The organism is Paenibacillus agri (genome assembly GCF_013359945.1).
Classification (GTDB): domain Bacteria; phylum Bacillota; class Bacilli; order Paenibacillales; family Paenibacillaceae; genus Paenibacillus_AQ; species Paenibacillus_AQ agri.
The window spans coordinates 40,291-59,283 of the sequence record NZ_JABWCS010000213.1; the positions used below are offsets into that span (position 1 = coordinate 40,291).

Here is an 18,993-nt window from a genome sequence, read left to right on the forward strand (position 1 = left end):
AAGATTTAACAGTCGAGAGGCGTAGAAAGTGGGGACTTGAACGTGAATCAAATGACGCTGCTGCGGAATCCGAAGCAACGAAAGCTACTGTTCAGCGCGGGGCTAAGCTGGATGTTCGACGCGATGGACGTGGGGATGATTTCTTTTGTCGTTGCGGCATTGGCTAAGGACTGGAAGCTCGGGCCGGAGCAGATTGGATTATTAACTAGTATTAACTCTATTGGAATGGCTGTCGGGGCAGCGGCAGCGGGAATTTTGGCGGACCGCTTTGGACGTAAATCGGTGCTATTGTGGACATTGTTGATTTTCTCTGCGGCGAGCGGACTGTCCGCTTTTGCCACCGGATTTACCATCCTGTGTGTTCTCCGGTTCGTTGCCGGATTTGGACTTGGCGGGGAGCTGCCGGTAGCCTCTACTTTGGTATCAGAGAGTATGCCAGCTAAGGAGAGAGGCCGTGCCGTAGTGCTGCTGGAGAGCTTCTGGGCACTAGGCTGGATTCTTTCTGCACTGATTGCCTTCTTCGTAATTCCTGATTACGGTTGGCGTGTAGCCTTTGCGATAGGGGCCGTGCCGGCGCTCTATGCTCTTTATCTTCGCCGGGCGATTGATGACTCTCCGCGCTTTGCAGAAATCAAGAAAGCCCCGGTCTCTCTGAAGAACCGTATCGCTACAGTCTGGTCCTCGGAATATCGTCGTTCGACGATCATGCTCTGGATCTTATGGTTTACAGTCGTCTTCTCTTATTACGGTATGTTCCTGTGGCTGCCTACTGTTATGGTGCTTAAGGGCTTTAGTCTGGTCAAAAGCTTCGAGTATGTCCTGATCATGACCTTGGCTCAATTGCCTGGCTATTTCACTGCCGCTTACTTTATTGAGAAATTCGGCCGTAAGTTCGTACTGGTGATTTATCTGCTGTTCACGGCAGTCAGCGCTGCCTGGTTCGGCAACGCCACGACGGAAGGAATGTTGATGGCAGCGGGTATTTGCCTATCGTTCTTTAACCTTGGCGCTTGGGGTGGCATGTATGCCTACACGCCGGAGCTGTATCCAACGTCTATTCGTTCGACGGGAGCAGGCTTAGCTACTTCCTTTGGACGAATCGGGGGGATTATCGCCCCGCTGCTGGTCGGGATGCTGGTAGCACGATCCGTGGAGATCAGCTCTATCTTTATGCTGTTCTTCGCAACCATCATCGTAGGTGCTGTTGCGGTGTTGTTGCTAGGTAAAGAAACCAAAGGAATAGAGCTGGATTGAAGCAGGCTGCGCTAAGCGCATTGCAAGATTGCAAGAAGACCTTGAGTACGCATGGAGACGGTTCTTTCACGATAGTGAACAGGGCCGTTTTTTCTAATATTAGCCAAGGCAAGGGGAGGGAGGAGAACCTATGAGCAACGGAAAGAAGCCGCATTTCTCGGAATGGGTATGGGAAAGCACGGAGCAGAATATAGCTATTCCACCACGGGATGCTTCAGCGGCAGCGGACTCTGTACCGGAACGATCTGCCGTGACGAAGCCGCAGCGCTCTGCCTCGAAGGAGAAAAAACAGAAATTGCCGGAGACTGCCGAGCAACTGCAGCTTTGGGATGCAGAAACAGAGGAGCCAGTGACCACGACAGAGAGTGAATTCGTGCAGCGGGCAAGGCAACTTGCAGAGGTTAAGGGAGACGCGGCACTCTTCGTGCCGTTCAAGAGCTATTGGCCGAATTATGGTCATATGACGGGGGCACAGAGCAAATGGTATTTCTTCTGGCGCGGTGAAGTCCGTGAGGGAAGATATCCGGCTACGGATTTATCTTATGTTTTTCTGCATGTGTATGAATTGATTAATGGTGTTGGCTGGGATGATCCGCAAGATGGATATGCGCAGTTATGCCGGATATGGGAAGCGTATCGGGATAAGTTCAAGCGACTGGATCAGTATATGGGTGGCTGGATTGCTGATTTTTCCTTCGTACATAAACTGGAGATTCCACTCTCGCTGATTGTAGCCCGTTCCCGGGGACTGGCAGGAGACCTTGCCGAACTGGAACTAATGCGCTGTCTCTCTTCGGCCAGGGAACAGTTGAGCTTTGCTGTGCTTACCTTCATGTCAGACTATGACATCAGCAAGTCCAAGTTCTTCACCGGCGAAGGCCAGGAAGCTGCTGAATTATATATCCCCAAGGTTGTATCATTAATCGATGCCTATGTGATGCGCAAGCATGGACAGTCGCTGGTGGAAATGTTCCCGCCTGGGGCGCCAGTGCTAAGAGAGCGCTATCTGTTCCGCAGTGCGGTATACGATATTTCACTGTACGGTTACTCCGTGCTCGTTCCGGTGGTTCGGATCAGCAAGTCTCTTCCGCTGCGTAGTCTTGTAACACGTCTGTTCCGGTTAACTGAGAACAAACTGCGTGAGCTGATGGGCTTCCGGGGCAGGTTGAAGGGTGTGAAGCTGGATGCTGACATGGAAGAGTTGGTCTCCCAGTACCTTCAGCGGGAGTTTCATAGAGCCCAGCAGGAAGAAATGGGACCCGCAGTTGTCATTGACGCAGAGAAGCTGGAACGGCTGCAGGCAGACTCTGACGTTGTGCGCACCCTGCTCACTGTCCAGGATTTGGGGTATACTGAAGAGGTAGAGGCTTTAGACTGGTCTGAGCCGGGGGTAGTAGATGCCCACAAGAAAGTTCTGGAAGGCAGCGAGAAGATTAATGACGGGTCGAAGATCGTTAAGGCGAATGTGGACGAGGGTTATGACCAGAGTGCTAAGTTACATGAATACGAGAGCAAAGATCTGAGTGATAAGACCGGGAACGATCATGAAGCTTCGGTCACTGCTGGTTTTGTTGCACCCGATCGCATAATTAACCCTGTAAGTAAGGCTGCTCAGGAAGAGGGAGACTCGCGACTTGAAGAGACAGCCGATGATTCGGAATGGGTGTCTTTTGCTGCGGCATTAACCCCCCTCCAGCGGAATGCAGCTCTGGCCTTGGCTGGTGACGATGGTTGGAACGAGGTGCAAAAGCTGGCCGCGGCGAATGGCACAATGGCTGAGCTGCTAATGGACGAAATTAACGATATCTCGATGGACATGCTTGGCGATCTACTGATCGATGGAGAAGAGGTTATGGCTGAGTATGTGCCTATGCTTTCATATTTGAAGAGGTGAATCACTGGATGAATGAGCTGAAAATACCGAAACGGATGACGACGGCACTCGTCAATTCTCTGACCGCAGGGGTTGTGCCACGGATCGGGCTGGAGCATATTGCCGTTGGCCGCAGGCCGGAGATCGAAGCGATCCTGCGTGATATGGATAACATTGCTGAAGGCGGTGCCGCCTTCAAGCTGATCACGGGCAAGTTTGGTAGCGGCAAAAGCTTTTTACTGCAAATGATCCGCAATTATGCGATGGATCGGGATTTTGTCGTAGCAGATGCTGATCTTTCCCCGGAACGGCGGCTGGTCGGAACGAAAGGACAGGGCCTGGCTACCTATCGTGAGCTGATGAGCCATTTATCGACCCGTACCCGCCCGGATGGCGGCGCGCTGGAGATTGTGCTGCAGAAATGGATTCTCTCGCTTCAGCAGACTGTGATGCGGGAACAGGGCTACGGCCCTGAGCATGCCGGTCTTGGCGAAGCTGTGGAGAAGCAGATCTATGCTGTGGCTTCCGAGATGAGGGGGCTGGTCCACGGCTTTGATTTTGCCAAGATTCTAGCGTCCTACTGGAACGGCCATAAGCTGGCCGATGATGATCTGAAGCAGGACGCACTCCGCTGGCTGCGCGGTGAATTCGCCACAAAGACCGAAGCACGAAAAGCGCTCGGTGTTGGTGTTATCATTGACGATGACAACTGGTACGATTACATGAAGCTGTGGGCGGAATTCACAGCGGCTATCGGGTACAAGGGGCTGCTTCTCTTTATTGACGAGGGTGTCAACTTGTACAAGATTACGAATAGTATTTCACGGCAGAGCAATTATGAGAAGCTGCTCACGATGTTCAATGATACGATGCAGGGGAAGGCGGAGCATCTCGGGATTTTCCTTGGCGGGACTCCACAATTCGTTGAGGACGGCCGGCGGGGCTTGTTCAGCTATGAGGCTCTACGTTCCCGGCTTGTGGCTGGGCGGTATGCCGCAACAGGGCTGAATACCTTTACCGGGCCGATCATCGGTCTGGAGATGCTTTCACCGGAAGAGATCCTTGTTCTGCTGGAGCGGCTGCGCGATATTCATGCCCTGCATTACGGATATGAGTCGACGCTGAGCAGGGAGCAACTTGTACACTTCATGGAGGAAGCCGTCGGCAGACTAGGTGCGGACGAGCTGTTGACACCACGGGAGATCGTACGTGACTTCATGGATCTGCTGCATTCGCTGCACCAGCATCCGGAGCTGTCCTTTGAGAAGCTGGTGGGTGAAACGAAGGCTAAGGGTGACGAGGCCGAGCAGAGCGAGATGGATTCGTTATTAGCGGAGTTTGAGCTATGAGCGAGAACCCTTTTTACCGGCTGGCCCCATTTATTAAGGAGTTTATATATAAAAATCGTTGGGAGACCCTGCGCGAAGCTCAGGTTGACGCCTGTCGGGTACTGTTCGAAACACCGAATCATTTGCTGATTGCTTCGGGTACAGCATCGGGCAAAACGGAGGCGGCCTTCTTTCCCGCACTGACCGAGTTGTACGAGCGTCCCTCAGATTCTGTTGGGATTTTATATATCGCGCCGCTCAAAGCGTTGATCAACGATCAATTTACAAGGCTGAACGATCTGCTGCGTGAGGGCGGCATCCCGGTGTGGCATTGGCATGGAGACGTTCCCCAGGCTGAGAAGACGAAGCTGATGCAAAAGCCGTCCGGTGTGCTCCAGATTACCCCCGAATCGCTGGAAGGGCTTTTGATGAACCGGCCGAATGCTATTCCGGCCCTGTTCAATGATCTGCGCTTCATCGTTATTGATGAAGTGCATGCGTTTATGGGCGGCGATCGCGGCATCCAGGTCCTCAGCCAGCTGGCGCGAATCTCGCGCATGGCAGGCTGTTCGCCGCGGAGGATCGGACTCTCGGCGACGCTCAGCGACTACGAGTCCGTGACGAAGTGGCTGGCGGCGGGAACCCGCCAGCCCGTCGAGATCTCGGCGCCGCAGGGCGGGCGGAAGCTCCGCCTAAGCGTCGAGCATTTCTCGTTCCCGGACGCCAGGGACGAGAAGGGGGCCGAGCAGCTTGAGCTGGCTCGGCAGTCGTATTTTGATTACATCTACGACTACACCCACCTGAAGAAAGCGCTGATCTTCACCAACAGCCGTACCGATGCTGAATCGGCGATTCTGGAGATGCGGCGGATCGCCGCGAAGCGGGGGGAACGGGATGTTTTTCACGTTCACCATGGCAGTATCTCGGCGCTGCTTCGGGAGGAGACCGAAGCAGCGCTCAGACAGGGTCCGGGCCCGGCGGTGGCCGCCGCAACCTTGACCCTGGAGCTTGGGATTGACCTGGGCGAGCTGGAGCGGGTAATCCAGCTCGGTGCGCCTTACAGCTGCGCGAGCTTCGTGCAGCGGCTGGGGCGTTCCGGTCGGCGGGGCGACGCCGCCTCCGAGATGATTTTCGTCACGCCTGAGGAAGAGGACGAAGAGGCACAGCTGCCCGCCCGTATGCCCTGGAGCCTGCTGCGGGCCATCGCTGTAATCGAGCTGTACGTGCGGGAGAAATGGGTGGAGCCGCTGGCGGTGCGGAAGCTGCCGGTAGGGCTGTTATACCATCAGACGATGAGCATTTTGAAGAGCATGGGCGAGGCTGAGCCGGATGACCTAAAGGAAGCGGTGCTGAGTCTGCCATCCTTCAGGGAGGTTGCTCCGGAGGATTATGATGACTTTCTAACCTACTTGCTGGGTATGGGACAGATCGAAAAGATGGACGAAGGTAGTCTCTTGATCGGGCTTGCGGGTGAGAAGATCGTTAACAACTTCCGTTTCTACGCAGTGTTCAAGGATGATGAAGAGCATGTGGTCTATAACGGAACAGAAGAGATCGGTTCTATTACGACGGTGCCGCCGCCAGGGTACTGCTTCACGCTCGCTGGCAAGCTGTGGAAGGTGGAGGAGGTAGACAACCGGCATAAGGCGGTGTATGTCAAAACTTCACGCGGCAAGGTGGATACGCTCTGGCTCGGTGCCGGCGGTGATGTGCATACCCGGATCATGACCAAGATCCGGGAGGTACTGGGGGATACGGCGCTGTATCCATATTTGGCGCCTAGTGCGGCAGCCAGACTGGAACGAGCACGCCGTCTGGCCAAGGAAAGCGGCTTGCTGGAGCGCTCGGTACTCCCGGCTGGCGGGGATTCGATGTTCATCCTGCCATGGGCCGGCAGCAGACAGTTCCGTACGCTTGAACGATTACTGAAGAACAACCTCAAAGGCCCGCTTAACCTTCGTTCCATAGTGCCAATGGAGCCTTATTACATGGTGGTTGCCGGAAAGACGGATGCCGAAACCTTGGAAGCAGAAATCCTCGCTGAAAGTACCGCTACAGCAGACCCGCTCGGACTGTTAGCCCCGGACGAGGCTCCGTATCTGGGGAAGTACGACGAGTTCATCCCGCATGATCTGCTGCGCAAAGCATTTTCGCTGGATGGTCTGGATCTCCCAGGTCTGCTTGAGGTCCTGAAGCAGTGGCGGCGGCCGCGATAAATGTACTGGTGAGAATTTGACCGGGATAAATGCAAGGAAAACAGGAGCAGTCCCAGCATAGGACTGCTCCTGTTTATGTATGACTAAGTTTTGTACAAGTGGCCGGAAAGAATAGGACGAAGATTAGTTGGTCCAGTGTACCAAGGTGACGCAGGGCACTAATCCGAGCGACTCGGCGAGCCGGATAGAGGTATGGTTGGTTTCAAGCACATGATAGCGCGGGATTCGTCCGTCCCGGTGAAGATAGAAGAGTGCTGTTTGCACGACCTTCTTCGCTAATCCTTTGCCTCTTGCAGATTCCACTGTATAGACGGCACCGATCTCCCACACTTGGTCTTCATTACGGAAGGCTAGACAAGTGCTTAGCGGCGTTTCTCCCTCAAAAATAGATACAGAGAACGCTCCACTTCGGAAATACTCTTGTATTTCCTCCAGGCTGTAGTGATTTCCCTCCCATAACGGCAAAAGGCGGTTATCCAGCAGTTCTACCTGAACAGCCTCCTGTGCGGGTACCATATGCAGATTGGCAGGAGTAGTGTACGTGATATATCCCCGGGCTTTAGTCAATGAAAAATGCTTGGACAATGCATCGTAGTAAGCCTCGTCCTGAAGCTTGAACACAAGCTTGGCGTCTTTTGGCACCAAGGCAAGAAGATGGGGGAACACTGCGGGACTGCTGTATTCCATAAATACAATAAGCTCAGCTTCCGGGTATGTTCGATGATCGTAAGCATAGGCTTCGGCTGGCAACAGCAGCAGGACTCCCCGTCCCTCCGGACCCTCCACGTAGTGGCAGTTCATCACATGGCTGAAATACGTCACCATTTTAAGCAGGGTGATGTTCCTGAGCGGCTGCTCACGCAAATAGTTTAGAATAGTATCTCTCTGGTCCATTGTTGTCAGGCTCCCCTCTTCATATATGGCTATACAGATTGAACTTGTAATTTTCCTATTTTGGGATGTGCCGTGACTTCAGAGAATGTTTGGACTTCCGGCCGCTGTTGTCTGCAAATTTCTTAATTTTAACCGCTAATAGCGGTAGAAATCTGCAGACAAAGGCGGTCGCTCTCGCTCCTACAGTTCCAAAATTCCCCTACGTCACTTTCCCCTTCATATATATTTTCAAGTTCAATCTATATAGTTACTTTTCAACATAATCCCCGGCATATTTCCCTTCATAGAAAAAGCCATCTAGTTCCGCAGCAATAGCAACATCGGTCTCAACATTTCTGACTTTGTACACCTTTGTTCCTACTTCAAAGTGATTGGAATAGACATCCGAAGTGAATTTGTGCGACTTTTCATTAGAGATCTCCTCCACTGTTCCAAGTTCTTTCTCAATCTCTGCAGTTGTCTTGAGATCAAAGGAATACAGCTTGCCGTCCCATACAATAAATCTGGAAGTCCAGTCAGGGCTGCCTACATATTGTTTTTTTGTCGCCGAGGAACAGCCAACCACCGTAATTATAAGCAGTGCTGTTACAAGTACCAAAAATATTTTTTTCATGTCTATTTCCTCCTCAGCAGTATTTTGAAATTTATCTTTAATTTTATGCTTCTTTTTTTCAGAAAGCTACTGAAAATTCTCATTCTGTTTTTTTTAGCCTCCCTCATTGCGTTTTTCCACCCGGTATTCACTTGGCGACATCCCGCTCCATTTGCGGAATTGCTTGGAGAAATACAGTGCATCGTTAAAACCGACAGAAGAAGCCACTTGATCAATTGTCAGATGTCCGCGAAGCAGTTCTTCGGCTTTGTTCATACGTACTTTCATCAAATATTGCTTAGGAGACATCCCGGTTCTGATTTTGAAGGCTTTGGACAAGTGAGCCCGGTGATAGCCAAGGGAGGAGGCCATATGATCAATGTTGACCTGCTGATGATACTCAAAGGTAATCCAGCGTATGGCCTGATCGATCTGCCGGTCGATGATGCTGGGCACAGCTTGAGACGGAACAGACAGTGTACTGCGGTTGTCATAACCAAACTGATGAAGAAGGAGACGCAGCCAGCCGGAAGCCTCCAGACTTTCCAATTGCGGATACGGCGATTGTTGAAAGGACAGCCGGGTCTTCTCATACAGAACTCTTAGTTCCGACAAATGTTCGGAGTGAATGACTGGCTGCTCTTTCGTAATCCCGACTCTGCTGAGCAGTGCCGGGACAGCATCACCCCTAAGACCGACCCATGCATAAGACCATGGCTTGAGCGTGTCGGCCTGATAGCAGAACAAAGCGCCTGGAAAGATAATAAAGGTATCTCCTGTACTGCAGGGATGAATCTTCCCGCTTCCGCTCTGAAAGGTGCCTTCTCCATCAAAGACCGTATGAATCAGATAATAGTCGTGGACAGACGGACCGACCTTATGACCGGGGACCGGTGAAGCTTCACCGCTGAATAATACGGTCAAATCTGGTTCGTCCGGTATCAGGTTAAAGCCGGATATATAAGATGAATGTTCTGGACTCATAACGTAAAGCCGCCTCCTGGACAATTGAAAATAGAACCGGAGACCATTATAGCAAATTTAGATCCATGCAACAAAAATCCATATGTCTCTTGTATTTCTCCATATTCAATCGAAGCGTGCTAATTTATAGTGGATATTGAAAAGAGCGACGCTGAATGCCTGCTGTTAGTGCATTTTAAGGCGGATTAATCCTTGTGATGCAACAGGAATTATAATTAATGCAGTCTTCAGTGTATACATTTGAAGGAGGATTTCACATGTCCAAAATTACATTTATCGGTGCAGGTAGCACCGTGTTTGCCAAGAACGTACTGGGTGACTGCATGAGAACACCTGCCCTGCAAGGTTTTGAGCTGGCCTTGTTTGATATTGATCCGGTTCGTCTTGCCGATTCGGAGAACATGCTGAATAATATTAAATCTTCCCATGGATCCACTTGTCTAGTCAAAGCCTACACTGACCGCAAAGAAGCACTGCGCGGTGCCAAATATGTAATTAATGCAATTCAGGTCGGTGGTTACGATCCGTGCACAATTACTGATTTCGAAATTCCGAAGAAATATGGTCTTCGCCAGACCATTGCAGACACAGTCGGCATCGGCGGGATTTTCCGCAATCTCCGCACGATTCCTGTCATGCTGGATTTCGCCGCAGATATCCGGGAAGTCTGTCCGGATGCCTTGTTCATGAACTATACGAACCCAATGGCAGTGCTGACGAATGTCATGAGTACGTACGGAGGCGTGAAGACGGTTGGCCTGTGTCACAGTGTGCAGCACTGTGTTCAGGATTTGTTCAGGGATCTTGGCATGGATCATAAGGGTGTTCAGGGCAAGATTGCCGGTATCAACCATATGGCTTGGTTACTGGAAGTGACCAAGGATGGTGAGGACCTGTACCCGGAAATTAAACGCCGGGCGGCAGAGAAGCAGAAGGAGCATCACCATGACATGGTGCGTTATGAGATGATGCTGAAATTTGGTTACTACATCACTGAATCTTCCGAGCACAACGCAGAGTACCACCCTTACTTTATCAAGCGTAACTATCCTGAACTGATCGAGTGCTTCCAGATTCCGCTGGACGAGTATCCGCGCCGGTGCGTAGAACAGATTGGTAACTGGAAGAATATGCGTGAAGATCTGGTCAATAACCCGGGCCTTCAGCATGAACGCTCCGCTGAATATGCATCTTACATCATGGAGGCTATTGAGACGAATGTGCCGTTCAAAATCGGCGGCAACGTCATGAATACTGGCCTAATTACCAACTTGCCTAAAGAAGCCTGTGTTGAGGTGCCATGTCTGGTTGATGCCAGCGGTATTACGCCAACATTTGTAGGCGATCTTCCGCCACAATGCGCAGCCCTGAACCGTACCAATATCAATACCCAATTGCTGACGATTGAAGCAGCGATCACACGCAAGAAGGAGCATATTTATCACGCGGCTATGCTGGACCCACATACATCTGCGGAGCTGTCGATGGATGATATCATCGCGATGTGTGATGATCTGATCGAAGCCCATGGAGATTGGCTGCCGAAGTACAACTAATATTCAGGAATAAGAATGGAAGAAGGACAGGATACTATTCCCAGAAGGGAACTATCCTGTCCTTTTTGTATATTGCATTCGTATTCCATGTAAAGGAGGTACTGCCATGAGTAAATCAGTCCTGGTGATTGATGACGAGGAACGGATATCTAGGCTGCTTCAGCTCGAGCTATCCCATGAAGGTTATGAGGTTGAGATTGCCCATGATGGAAGAGAAGGTCTGGAGCTGGCGCTCGGGCAGCCTTGGGATATCATCATTCTGGACATCATGATGCCAGGCCTGAATGGAGTAGAGGTTTTGCGCAGATTGCGCAAAGTGGATGAGACTACACCGGTTATTCTTGTTACCGCCCGAAATACGACGCCTGATATTGTATCTGGATTGGACCAGGGAGCCAATGATTATATTACGAAACCTTTTGAGATTGAAGAACTGCTGGCAAGAATTAGGGCGCATATTCGCACGCCTGCCGTGAAACCTCAGCCACAGGGAGAAGAAAGTTCTATTATCGAAGCAGATAATTTGACTATCAATAAACGGACCAGAGACGTCACTAGAGGAGAGCAGCGGATCGAGCTGACGCCCAAGGAGTTTGACCTGCTTGTGTATATGATCGAGCACAAGAATCACGTCTTGAGCAGGGAGGAGATCATCAAGGATGTCTGGGATTTTGAGTTCGTGGGAGACACGAATGTAGTGGATGTGTACATCCGTTACTTGCGGCAGAAGATCGACAAGGGACACAAGAAGAAGCTGATCAAGACCAGCCGGGGTATAGGATACAGCATTCGGGAGGAAGACGATTGAAGATCGGTACCCGAATTAATCTTCTCACTTCCTTGGTCCTCATCGGTATTCTCCTGTTTGTAGATATCACTGTATACTGCCTATACATCACGAATGCTACCCGCAACGCAAATGAGCTGATTCTGAGTAAATGGGAGCCGATTGTGAACAAGGCCGCTGCCCTCCCGGAGGCAGAACAGGAGCTTCTGCTCCGAAGTTCCCTGACACAGAGTACCTATATCCGTATATCCGATTTCCTTAACCATAAAGTCTATGAAATAACGCATGGAAAAGATATGAACTTGAGCGGTATTTCCTTCAAGTATGCCAGGCACCGGAAGTCGCTCCTTTTGGAGCGGGAAAATGAGTTAGTTATGGTCGTACATATTCCGGTCATGGTAGAGAATAAAGTGACCCGTGGTTATGAGATCGCTGCAAAGCTGGATGGTCTGAAGGCAAGCATTCAAAATCTTCTAACCATCCTTAGCATATCGTCATTGATCGCTGTCCTCTTATGTCTGGCAGCAGGCAAGCTGGTGTCCCGGACCATTTTGAAGCCCATCACCAAAAGCATCCAGACGATGCGGAAGAATGAAGAGAGCCTGACCTTCAACACTATTCCCCTACAGGGTTCCGCTCGTGATGAGCTGTATGATCTGACAGAGACCTTCAACCGCATGATTGGACGATTGGAAGAAAGCTTTTGGAAGCAGCAGCAATTTGTATCCGATGCCTCTCATGAACTGAATACGATGTTGACGATTATTGAGGGTTATGCCAATATGCTGAAGCGATGGGGGAACGAGGATCAGGCGGTGCAGGAAGAGGCGATTCAGTCGATCTATGAGGAAACTAAGCGTATGCGTAAGATGACCCGGCAGCTGCTTATGCTGGCCTCTTCGCAGCAAAGCACAAAGCTGAATCTGGAGCCAGTGAATATGGTGGAGGTCTGCCAGCAGGTGATTGCCCGCTTCCATTTGATTAACGAGCGTACAATTCGGCTACATGCCAGTCCCGGGGCGAAGGATATTGAAGCAGACCGCAATAAAATTGAGCAGCTGCTGATTATCTTGGTGGACAATGCGCAGAAATACAGTTCTCAAGTGGTAGATATTTTTATTTCCGGAAAAGATGGAGAAGTTACGGTTGCTGTGAAGGATCAAGGAATCGGAATTCCGCAGCACGAGATCAAACACGTCTTCGAGCGGTTCTATCGCGTGGACAATTCACGGCACCGCAAGACGGGAGGAACTGGATTAGGTCTGCCGATTGCCAAATCTATTGTGCAGGAGCATGACGGCTTAATCTGGATTGAAAGTGAGGAGGGCGAGGGAACAACTGTAAGTGTCAGGCTGCCTGTAAGACCAGCTCCGGGTCCGGCAAAGAAATCGGGAGAGATCAGGTGTTGAGCATCTATAGAAGAGCCGCGGTAAAGCCACATCCAGAGTTATCGGATGTGGCTTTTAAAGTGTTCTATTCTTCAAAATTAAAATATCCAAGAAAATCTTGTGACGCATTATTGCTGTTATTGTTGTTATTGCTGTCATTGTTGTTTTTGTTGTTATTGTCGTTGTTGTTATCTTTCGTTGCATGGGAGACAGATTGTCCGCTTGATGGCAGAACCCGACGGGCTGTTGTGTAATGCGAATCCCACCAGCCGGAATTCAGATTCGTGACGGTGACACCGCCTTTTCCGTAAGTATGCAGTATCTTACCGTCGCCCATATAAATAGCTACATGGTGAATAGGAGAGTAGAAGAAGACGAGATCACCCGGTTGCAGCTGACTTCTTGGCACATAAGTGCCTGCGGTAGATTGCTGTGTTGATGTACGTGGAAGGGTAACGCCGTTCTGCTTGAATACATATTGAGTGAAAGACGAGCAGTCGAAGGAACTTGTGTTTCCTGACTTAGCTCCAAATTTATAAGGAGTTCCCTGGAATTTTAACCCGGTTGCAATGATGCTATCTGCTACAGAAGAAGAAGTCTGACTCGATGCGGCATAGGCTGTACTGGAACCGTCCAAGATAGCAACACCTGAAGTCATCAGGGCAAGCCCTAAGCTGACACCGACACAAAGCTTGCGGATACGTTGTTTGTTATGGATACTCATACATTACCTCCTATGGTTTTGTGCGGGCTGATTACCCTGAGAACACCATAGCATAGATAAAATAACCATAACTTACCATGCAACCTTGGATCTCGCTTGTGCCAACCAGTCTGGAGAGTTTATTAGAGTACGCTGAGAAATTTCACATCTCTTTCTTATTGACACAATTATAGAAAGGAGACTTGGGGACTTCATCGCTGCGGCGGTGGGGTCTTTTTGCTGTTTCGTCCAACCCCCTGCAATAAAACAAGCATAAAAATATTGTATTATTCCTGCATCACAGCGCGGCGAAATCATCAGGAGGTGGGAAACGGTGATCGTGAAAAAACATAGCTTAGCACCGGGTTCAGCCTATAACACGCCTTATCATGTTATCAGAGGGAGCCAGCGGGGACCGGTCTTTATGATTGTCGCGGGGATACACGGAAATGAAACGGCCAGCATGAAAGCAGCACAGCGGATAGTGGATCAACTTCGTCATGGAAGTAGGGGTATTCAGCGAGGGACCTTGATTATCGTCGGCCGCTGTTGTCCCCAGATTTCTTATTTATAACCGCTTCTAGCGGTTGAAATCCGGAGAGCTTATGCTTGCGATGTGAGCTTTCCTGCGGAAAGCTTTCAGGCGGTCGCTATCGCTCCTACAGTTCCAAACTTCCCCCTTCGTTCCTCCTCGCTTTTTGTTACTTTCATTGTTCATTTTATTGAAAATACACTTCCGTATCTTCCCTTATAAACGGGCTCTCCGAAGTCCTTAACCCACTCATTGTACAGCTTGCGTGAGACGCCGTCATGGACAATGACATAATCGGGATGATCGGCTTTGACGATCTCCGGCAAATATTCAGAGAACCCGTACATGGAGCGTTCAAAGGCTGTCCAGCCCAAGGCACCTATAGATTCTTTTGTTATAAAAGGGTCCTGTCTGCCATCACAGAGGATATCCCCGCCGCGGAACATCACGTACCCGGATGAGCCGTAGCGGGAGAATACCCGCGGGCGTACACCGTCCGGTGTTTTGTCAAGAATATAGGTCATTTCATCGACCGGGTAGCTCTTGGCATCTACTACGGGCGGAACCACAAAGATGTAGGCGGTATTGATCGCCAGGCCCAATGTTAAGCAGAGCAGGATCGTTTTTCGTTCGGGCACATACGCAAACTTGCGTAGCCTGGATACCTTCGGAAGCGCCTCAAAGAACACGGCGGCAAAGTAAGGGATGAACAACCACATGAATAAGTTTTGCTTGAAGTTGGACACACCCAAATACAGAATCCCGAGCATCATAAAGAACCGGAACGGCTTACGCTGCAAGGCAAAAGGCAATGTGGTTGCGAAAAACAGCAGGAGCAGCAGAATCGGAAGATTCAATAGCTTGTTGAATTGAAGCGGCTGCCACTCGTTGATCAGCAAATTGAAATTCTTCTGGGTGACGGCCAGGATGAACAGCAGACTTTTTAGCCCACCAGGGTTGGCTAGACCAGCAAGCCAGGTGAGCACATAGACAACGATATGGCGTCTATCCAGTGTTTTGGCAATCAGCGCTTCCAGGAACGTCATTCCCGTAAATACAGCGATGACGAGCCACACGCCCGCGTGAAAGTTGGCGATAGCACAGGACAGGAGGATCATCGCGGCTGCGTATCTCTTTTTGGCAACCATCTGAAATTCGCGCATGTAAACAAAAAACCACACAATCATGAACGCAGAGATCATTTGGGGCCTGCCCTTGAAGTAATTATAATAAATCCAGCAGCTGATCAGCAGCACAAAGGGCAACAGCAGCGGATGGTTCTCTGATAGGCCCAGTTCCTTGCGTGATACCCGTCCCAACCGAAGCAGCCCCAGAATCAGTAACAGTAGGCACACAGCAGTTAATATGTATATCCCCGGCCAGCCGAACGCTTGATATAGCGGCGCAACGAGCAGCTGGAATCCGAATTCATGCGGTACATAAGGCAGTTTATCCCCGTAAAATGTATGTATAGCGTGATGCAGCACCTGACCGTGCTCAATCATATAACGCCCCACTTCGATATGCCAAAAAGTATCCGGATCATTATACGAATATTTGGGCATCATTACCAAGATGAATCCTATAATTAGAACACAAAATAAGATATGGGTAGCCTTTGGCTTCATCAGATCAGTTCCTTCTCCACTTTTTCTCCTACTATACAGTGACTTCCCTAAGGAATGGTTAATATTCTGACATTTTACAAACGGTATTTATTGTCCGCTTATGATTAAGGTTTACAGTGGAGAGGAGCCTATACCAAAAAGGAGACTTCTTATGAAAATAAATCCGGTTGTCCTTATCGTATCCTCTGCTTTTGGCGACGGTCATGCCAAGACAGCGCAGGCGCTTCAGCAGTCTTTTTTGGCGCGCGGGGTAGAGCAGGTGTTTATTGTCGATTTGTTTGCGGAAGTTCATCCTTTTCTGAATGCAGTCTCTCGTACCTTTTATTTGAAAAGCACGGCTTACGCTCCCGGTCTGTACGGCATGCTGTACGATATGACAAGTCGAATGAAGCCCGGCCAGCCGCTCAGCCGTTTTTTACATTCCATGGGGAAGCGTAAGGTTGAAGAGGTTCTGAATCGTTTGAAACCAGATGTGATTATTCACACGTTTCCTTATTTGGCCGCCTCCGAGCTTAGTGAGAAAGTCGGTATGCAAGTGCCGATATTTACCGTGCTGACAGATTATGTCCTGCATGGGCGGTGGATTCATCCCTCGACGTGGAAATACTTTGCACCTTCGGATAGTGTAAAAGAAGCCCTTTTGGCATCTGGAGTCCCTCCACAGGCGATCACAGTCAGTGGCATCCCGATTCGGGAAGCGTTCCAGAAAATTCCTGATCGTGCAGAGCTGCTGCGCAAGCACGGGTTAAACGCAAGCAGACGTTATATTCTTCTCTCTGCAGGAGCTTACGGTGTCTTGGGTAATGTTCAGCGGATTATCCGCACTATCTTGAAGCAATCCGAGTTCGACGTGATTGTACTATGCGGGAATAACCATAAGCTGCGCCTGAATCTCGAACGTCGCCACCAGTGGAATGATCGGGTGCATATTCAGGGGTACACCGATCAGATTCATGAGCTGATGTCACTCTCATCCGGGCTCTTGACCAAGGCAGGAGCCATCACGCTGACAGAGGCCTTTTCCCAGTCCTTGCCGGTTATTGTTTACCGTCCGCTACCGGGGCAGGAGAAGGGCAACGCCCGCAGCCTGTCTGGGCAAAAAGCGATCTATACCGCGTATAACGAGAAGCAGCTGGCAGATTATCTCCACCAGCTGCAGATTAAGAACGGTCAAGAAGAAGTTCAACTGTCTATGCATGCCCTCTCTCGCAAGGAATCCTCCCAAGTCATCGTCTCAGAAGTGCTGGATGCCCTGGAAGCGGCTTTTGTTCCACAAACTGTACATCGTTGACATGAGTGTATTTAATGTATATATTACACATATACATTAAATACAGACCTCGAGAAACGTTGGTGACCTAAAACGATGAATATTGTGATATCCGGCACTTCCGGAGAGCCCATCTATGCACAAATTGTTCGGCAAATCCGTCAGATGATCCTGCTAGGAGATCTCTCGTCGGGAACACCGTTACCTTCCATTCGCCTGCTCGCCAAAGACTTACAAATCAGCGTGATTACTACAAAGCGGGCTTACGAAGAATTGGAGCGGGAAGGACTCGTTAATTCCATTGTTGGCAAAGGTTCTTTTGTATCCGGAGCAGATCAGGAGTACATTCGGGAACAGCGCTTGCGGATGATAGAGAACAAGATGAAGGAAATTATCGAGGAGAGCAGAGGGCTCGGGATTGAATTTGCCGAAATCACAGAGATGATGAAGTTGCTCTATGAGGAGGAGAACGGATGAGGGATGTCATTCAGTTAAGCAATGTGAGCAAATACTACGATCGCTATGCCATGAGGGATCTTAGTGTCTCTGTCAAACAGGGATACATCACTGGTTTAATCGGACCTAACGGCGCAGGCAAGACCACACTGATTCAAATGATCATGGGGATGATCCACCCGGATGGGGGTGAGATATCTCTATTCGGGCAACGCAACGCGCTGGATACGCCTCAGGTGAAGGATAGGATCGGGTATGTCTCAGATGAGAATTATTTCTACGAATCTTTAACGGTCAAGCAGATGAAGAAGATCATTGCCCCGTTCTACAGCAAGTGGGATGAGGAGGTCTGCCGGAAGTATCTGGAGCTTTTCAAGCTTGCACCTGGCAAGAAGATCAAGGATTTGTCCAAGGGGATGAAAATAAAACTCTCTTTAGCCATGGCGCTTTCGCACGGAGCCGATCTGCTGATTATGGACGAACCGACTTCAGGACTGGACCCGGTATTCCGGAGAGAACTGCTCGATTTACTAGGGGAACATCTCCAAGATGAGAGTAAGTCAATTTTGTTCTCCACCCATAATACCGCTGACCTCGACAAGGTTGCAGATTACATTGTATTTATCAATGACGGCCGATTGGTGTTTCATGAGAGCAAGGAAAGCTTGCCGGAGAAATATCTGCTTGTCAAAGGTGAGAAGGAATTGCTGGACCGTGATACCCGCACCTGGTTCCTGGGAATTCGGGAGACACCATTCGGTTTTGAAGGTCTACTTAACAATCGGGCTGAAGGGGAAAAGCATTTTGGGAATATTGCCATCTGTGAAACGCCGAGCCTGGAAGAGATCATGTATTTTACCGTAAAAGGCGGTGGGGTGCATGTATAAATCCATTCACTTGATCCGCAAGGATTTTGTGTTGATCCGCAGATTCTTGCTATTCCTGGTCCCTTACTATATCTACATGGCAACGATGAGTTTACATCTTTACAGCTTATTAGCTACGTTGCCACCCTTGATGCTGCTGATCAATTCCTGCACACAGGATAGCCAATTGCGTATTCAGCGTCTGTTGGTTAGCCTGCCTGTTCGTAGGAAGGAATTGGTGTTTTCAAAGTATTTAGCGCTCCTGCCCTATACTCTGTTCGGTGCCATCAGTATTCTGTTGTTCTACCTAGTAACAACTGTATCTGGACATGTCATTTCGTCTACCTCTTGGCAGGAAATTGGTATAACCCTGGCAATCTTTCCGCTTTTGGCATCCATCTATCTGCCGCTGAACTACTGGCTTGGGGCTAAGGGAGCACAGGTCGTGAACATCGTCTTTATGTTGGCTGTCATGCTTCTCTCCGAGAGTGTTCAAAATCTGGTCAACTTGTTGTCTACTCTAACTAGGGTGTCAGAGGGACTACTTTCCAACCACACGCTATTTTACCTCTTCTCTGGATTACTCTATATTGGCCTGATTGGCTGCTCGTATTTCATTTCCTTGCGTATTTTTGTACAAAAAGATGTATAACTGCCGCTCAATTA

16 protein-coding genes and 1 pseudogene are annotated in these 18,993 nt (G+C 49.8%); 12 read left to right on the forward strand and 5 right to left on the reverse strand.

The features are described 5' to 3' along the window. Positions 1-51 precede the first annotated feature (51 nt). The 4 genes from HPT30_RS17470 to HPT30_RS17485 all read left to right on the forward strand — a co-directional run bounded on the left by HPT30_RS17470 (position 52) and on the right by HPT30_RS17485 (position 6,671). Positions 52-1,254 (forward strand): niacin permease NiaP, encoded by a 1,203-nt coding sequence (locus tag HPT30_RS17470; protein WP_175372767.1) that lies wholly within the window; start codon positions 52-54, stop codon positions 1,252-1,254. A gap of 130 nt (positions 1,255-1,384) precedes the next feature. Then, positions 1,385-3,148, forward strand: coding sequence for a TerB N-terminal domain-containing protein (locus HPT30_RS17475; RefSeq protein ID WP_175372637.1), 1,764 nt, complete (start codon positions 1,385-1,387; stop codon positions 3,146-3,148). Between the two features lie 8 nt (positions 3,149-3,156). Next, the gene (locus HPT30_RS17480) at positions 3,157-4,476 is read left to right on the forward strand and encodes an ATP-binding protein (RefSeq protein WP_175372638.1); all 1,320 of its coding nucleotides are present in this window, start codon (positions 3,157-3,159) and stop codon (positions 4,474-4,476) included. Then, positions 4,473-6,671 carry a DEAD/DEAH box helicase gene (locus HPT30_RS17485; RefSeq protein ID WP_175372639.1) on the forward strand — a complete coding sequence of 733 codons (2,199 nt, stop codon included), beginning with the start codon at positions 4,473-4,475 and terminating at the stop codon, positions 6,669-6,671. Before HPT30_RS17480 ends, HPT30_RS17485 begins: the two co-directional genes overlap by 4 nt. Before the next feature lie 123 nt (positions 6,672-6,794). On the opposite strand, the gene HPT30_RS17490 is transcribed toward HPT30_RS17485, so the two are convergent. The 3 genes from HPT30_RS17490 to HPT30_RS17500 form a co-directional block, all read right to left on the reverse strand. Beyond that, positions 6,795-7,565, reverse strand: coding sequence for a GNAT family N-acetyltransferase (locus tag HPT30_RS17490; RefSeq protein ID WP_175372640.1), 771 nt, complete (start codon positions 7,563-7,565; stop codon positions 6,795-6,797). A gap of 247 nt (positions 7,566-7,812) precedes the next feature. Beyond that, positions 7,813-8,178 (reverse strand): hypothetical protein, encoded by a 366-nt coding sequence (locus HPT30_RS17495; RefSeq protein ID WP_175372641.1) that lies wholly within the window; start codon positions 8,176-8,178, stop codon positions 7,813-7,815. 93 nt (positions 8,179-8,271) lie between these two features. Beyond that, a complete protein-coding gene (locus HPT30_RS17500; RefSeq protein ID WP_175372642.1) occupies positions 8,272-9,141 on the reverse strand; it encodes a helix-turn-helix domain-containing protein in 870 nt (289 codons plus the stop codon). A 257-nt stretch (positions 9,142-9,398) separates the two neighbouring features. Here HPT30_RS17500 and HPT30_RS17505 point away from each other — a divergent pair, with 257 nt between their 5' ends. The 3 genes from HPT30_RS17505 to HPT30_RS17515 all read left to right on the forward strand — a co-directional run bounded on the left by HPT30_RS17505 (position 9,399) and on the right by HPT30_RS17515 (position 12,893). After that, a complete protein-coding gene (locus HPT30_RS17505; RefSeq protein ID WP_175372643.1) occupies positions 9,399-10,697 on the forward strand; it encodes an alpha-glucosidase/alpha-galactosidase in 1,299 nt (432 codons plus the stop codon). A gap of 106 nt (positions 10,698-10,803) precedes the next feature. Beyond that, a complete protein-coding gene (locus HPT30_RS17510; RefSeq protein ID WP_175372644.1) occupies positions 10,804-11,505 on the forward strand; it encodes a response regulator transcription factor in 702 nt (233 codons plus the stop codon). After that, complete coding sequence (locus tag HPT30_RS17515) at positions 11,502-12,893, forward strand: sensor histidine kinase (protein ID WP_175372645.1); 1,392 nt, start codon at positions 11,502-11,504, stop codon at positions 12,891-12,893. Before HPT30_RS17510 ends, HPT30_RS17515 begins: the two co-directional genes overlap by 4 nt. 208 nt (positions 12,894-13,101) lie before the next feature. On the opposite strand, the pseudogene HPT30_RS17520 reads toward HPT30_RS17515, so the two are convergent. Beyond that, positions 13,102-13,530, reverse strand: a pseudogene (locus tag HPT30_RS17520) (C40 family peptidase); the annotation flags it as partial. 379 nt (positions 13,531-13,909) lie between these two features. Between HPT30_RS17520 and HPT30_RS30710 the strand changes: the two are divergent. After that, positions 13,910-14,149 carry a succinylglutamate desuccinylase/aspartoacylase domain-containing protein gene (locus tag HPT30_RS30710; protein WP_175372647.1) on the forward strand — a complete coding sequence of 80 codons (240 nt, stop codon included), beginning with the start codon at positions 13,910-13,912 and terminating at the stop codon, positions 14,147-14,149. A gap of 140 nt (positions 14,150-14,289) precedes the next feature. Here the strand turns inward: HPT30_RS30710 and HPT30_RS17530 are convergent, their stop codons facing one another. Next, the gene (locus HPT30_RS17530; RefSeq protein WP_175372648.1) at positions 14,290-15,675 is read right to left on the reverse strand and encodes a hypothetical protein; all 1,386 of its coding nucleotides are present in this window, start codon (positions 15,673-15,675) and stop codon (positions 14,290-14,292) included. 211 nt (positions 15,676-15,886) lie between these two features. Between HPT30_RS17530 and HPT30_RS17535 the strand changes: the two genes are divergently transcribed. The 4 genes from HPT30_RS17535 to HPT30_RS17550 all read left to right on the forward strand — a co-directional run bounded on the left by HPT30_RS17535 (position 15,887) and on the right by HPT30_RS17550 (position 18,979). Continuing rightward, positions 15,887-17,026 (forward strand): MGDG synthase family glycosyltransferase, encoded by a 1,140-nt coding sequence (locus tag HPT30_RS17535; RefSeq protein WP_175372649.1) that lies wholly within the window; start codon positions 15,887-15,889, stop codon positions 17,024-17,026. 75 nt (positions 17,027-17,101) lie between these two features. Further along, entirely contained in the window at positions 17,102-17,482 is a 381-nt protein-coding gene (locus HPT30_RS17540) for a GntR family transcriptional regulator (RefSeq protein WP_175372650.1), read from the forward strand. Further along, complete coding sequence (locus HPT30_RS17545; protein WP_175372651.1) at positions 17,479-18,348, forward strand: ABC transporter ATP-binding protein; 870 nt, start codon at positions 17,479-17,481, stop codon at positions 18,346-18,348. Before HPT30_RS17540 ends, HPT30_RS17545 begins: the two co-directional genes overlap by 4 nt. Next, complete coding sequence (locus HPT30_RS17550; protein ID WP_175372652.1) at positions 18,341-18,979, forward strand: ABC-2 transporter permease; 639 nt, start codon at positions 18,341-18,343, stop codon at positions 18,977-18,979. The genes HPT30_RS17545 and HPT30_RS17550 overlap by 8 nt, the downstream gene beginning before the upstream one ends. Positions 18,980-18,993 lie beyond the last annotated feature (14 nt).

Bases quoted from the DNA above. Each gene is read 5' to 3' on its own strand.
- HPT30_RS17470 (WP_175372767.1), top strand. From the start codon at position 52: ATGACGCTGCTGCGGAATCCGAAGCAACGAAAGCTACTGTTCAGCGCG.
- HPT30_RS17475 (WP_175372637.1), top strand. From the start codon at position 1,385: ATGAGCAACGGAAAGAAGCCGCATTTCTCGGAATGGGTATGGGAAAGC.
- HPT30_RS17480 (WP_175372638.1), top strand. From the start codon at position 3,157: ATGAATGAGCTGAAAATACCGAAACGGATGACGACGGCACTCGTCAAT.
- HPT30_RS17485 (WP_175372639.1), top strand. From the start codon at position 4,473: ATGAGCGAGAACCCTTTTTACCGGCTGGCCCCATTTATTAAGGAGTTT.
- HPT30_RS17490 (WP_175372640.1), bottom strand. From the start codon at position 7,565: ATGGACCAGAGAGATACTATTCTAAACTATTTGCGTGAGCAGCCGCTC.
- HPT30_RS17495 (WP_175372641.1), bottom strand. From the start codon at position 8,178: ATGAAAAAAATATTTTTGGTACTTGTAACAGCACTGCTTATAATTACG.
- HPT30_RS17500 (WP_175372642.1), bottom strand. From the start codon at position 9,141: ATGAGTCCAGAACATTCATCTTATATATCCGGCTTTAACCTGATACCG.
- HPT30_RS17505 (WP_175372643.1), top strand. From the start codon at position 9,399: ATGTCCAAAATTACATTTATCGGTGCAGGTAGCACCGTGTTTGCCAAG.
- HPT30_RS17510 (WP_175372644.1), top strand. From the start codon at position 10,804: ATGAGTAAATCAGTCCTGGTGATTGATGACGAGGAACGGATATCTAGG.
- HPT30_RS17530 (WP_175372648.1), bottom strand. From the start codon at position 15,675: ATGATGCCCAAATATTCGTATAATGATCCGGATACTTTTTGGCATATC.
- HPT30_RS17535 (WP_175372649.1), top strand. From the start codon at position 15,887: ATGAAAATAAATCCGGTTGTCCTTATCGTATCCTCTGCTTTTGGCGAC.
- HPT30_RS17540 (WP_175372650.1), top strand. From the start codon at position 17,102: ATGAATATTGTGATATCCGGCACTTCCGGAGAGCCCATCTATGCACAA.
- HPT30_RS17545 (WP_175372651.1), top strand. From the start codon at position 17,479: ATGAGGGATGTCATTCAGTTAAGCAATGTGAGCAAATACTACGATCGC.
- HPT30_RS17550 (WP_175372652.1), top strand. From the start codon at position 18,341: ATGTATAAATCCATTCACTTGATCCGCAAGGATTTTGTGTTGATCCGC.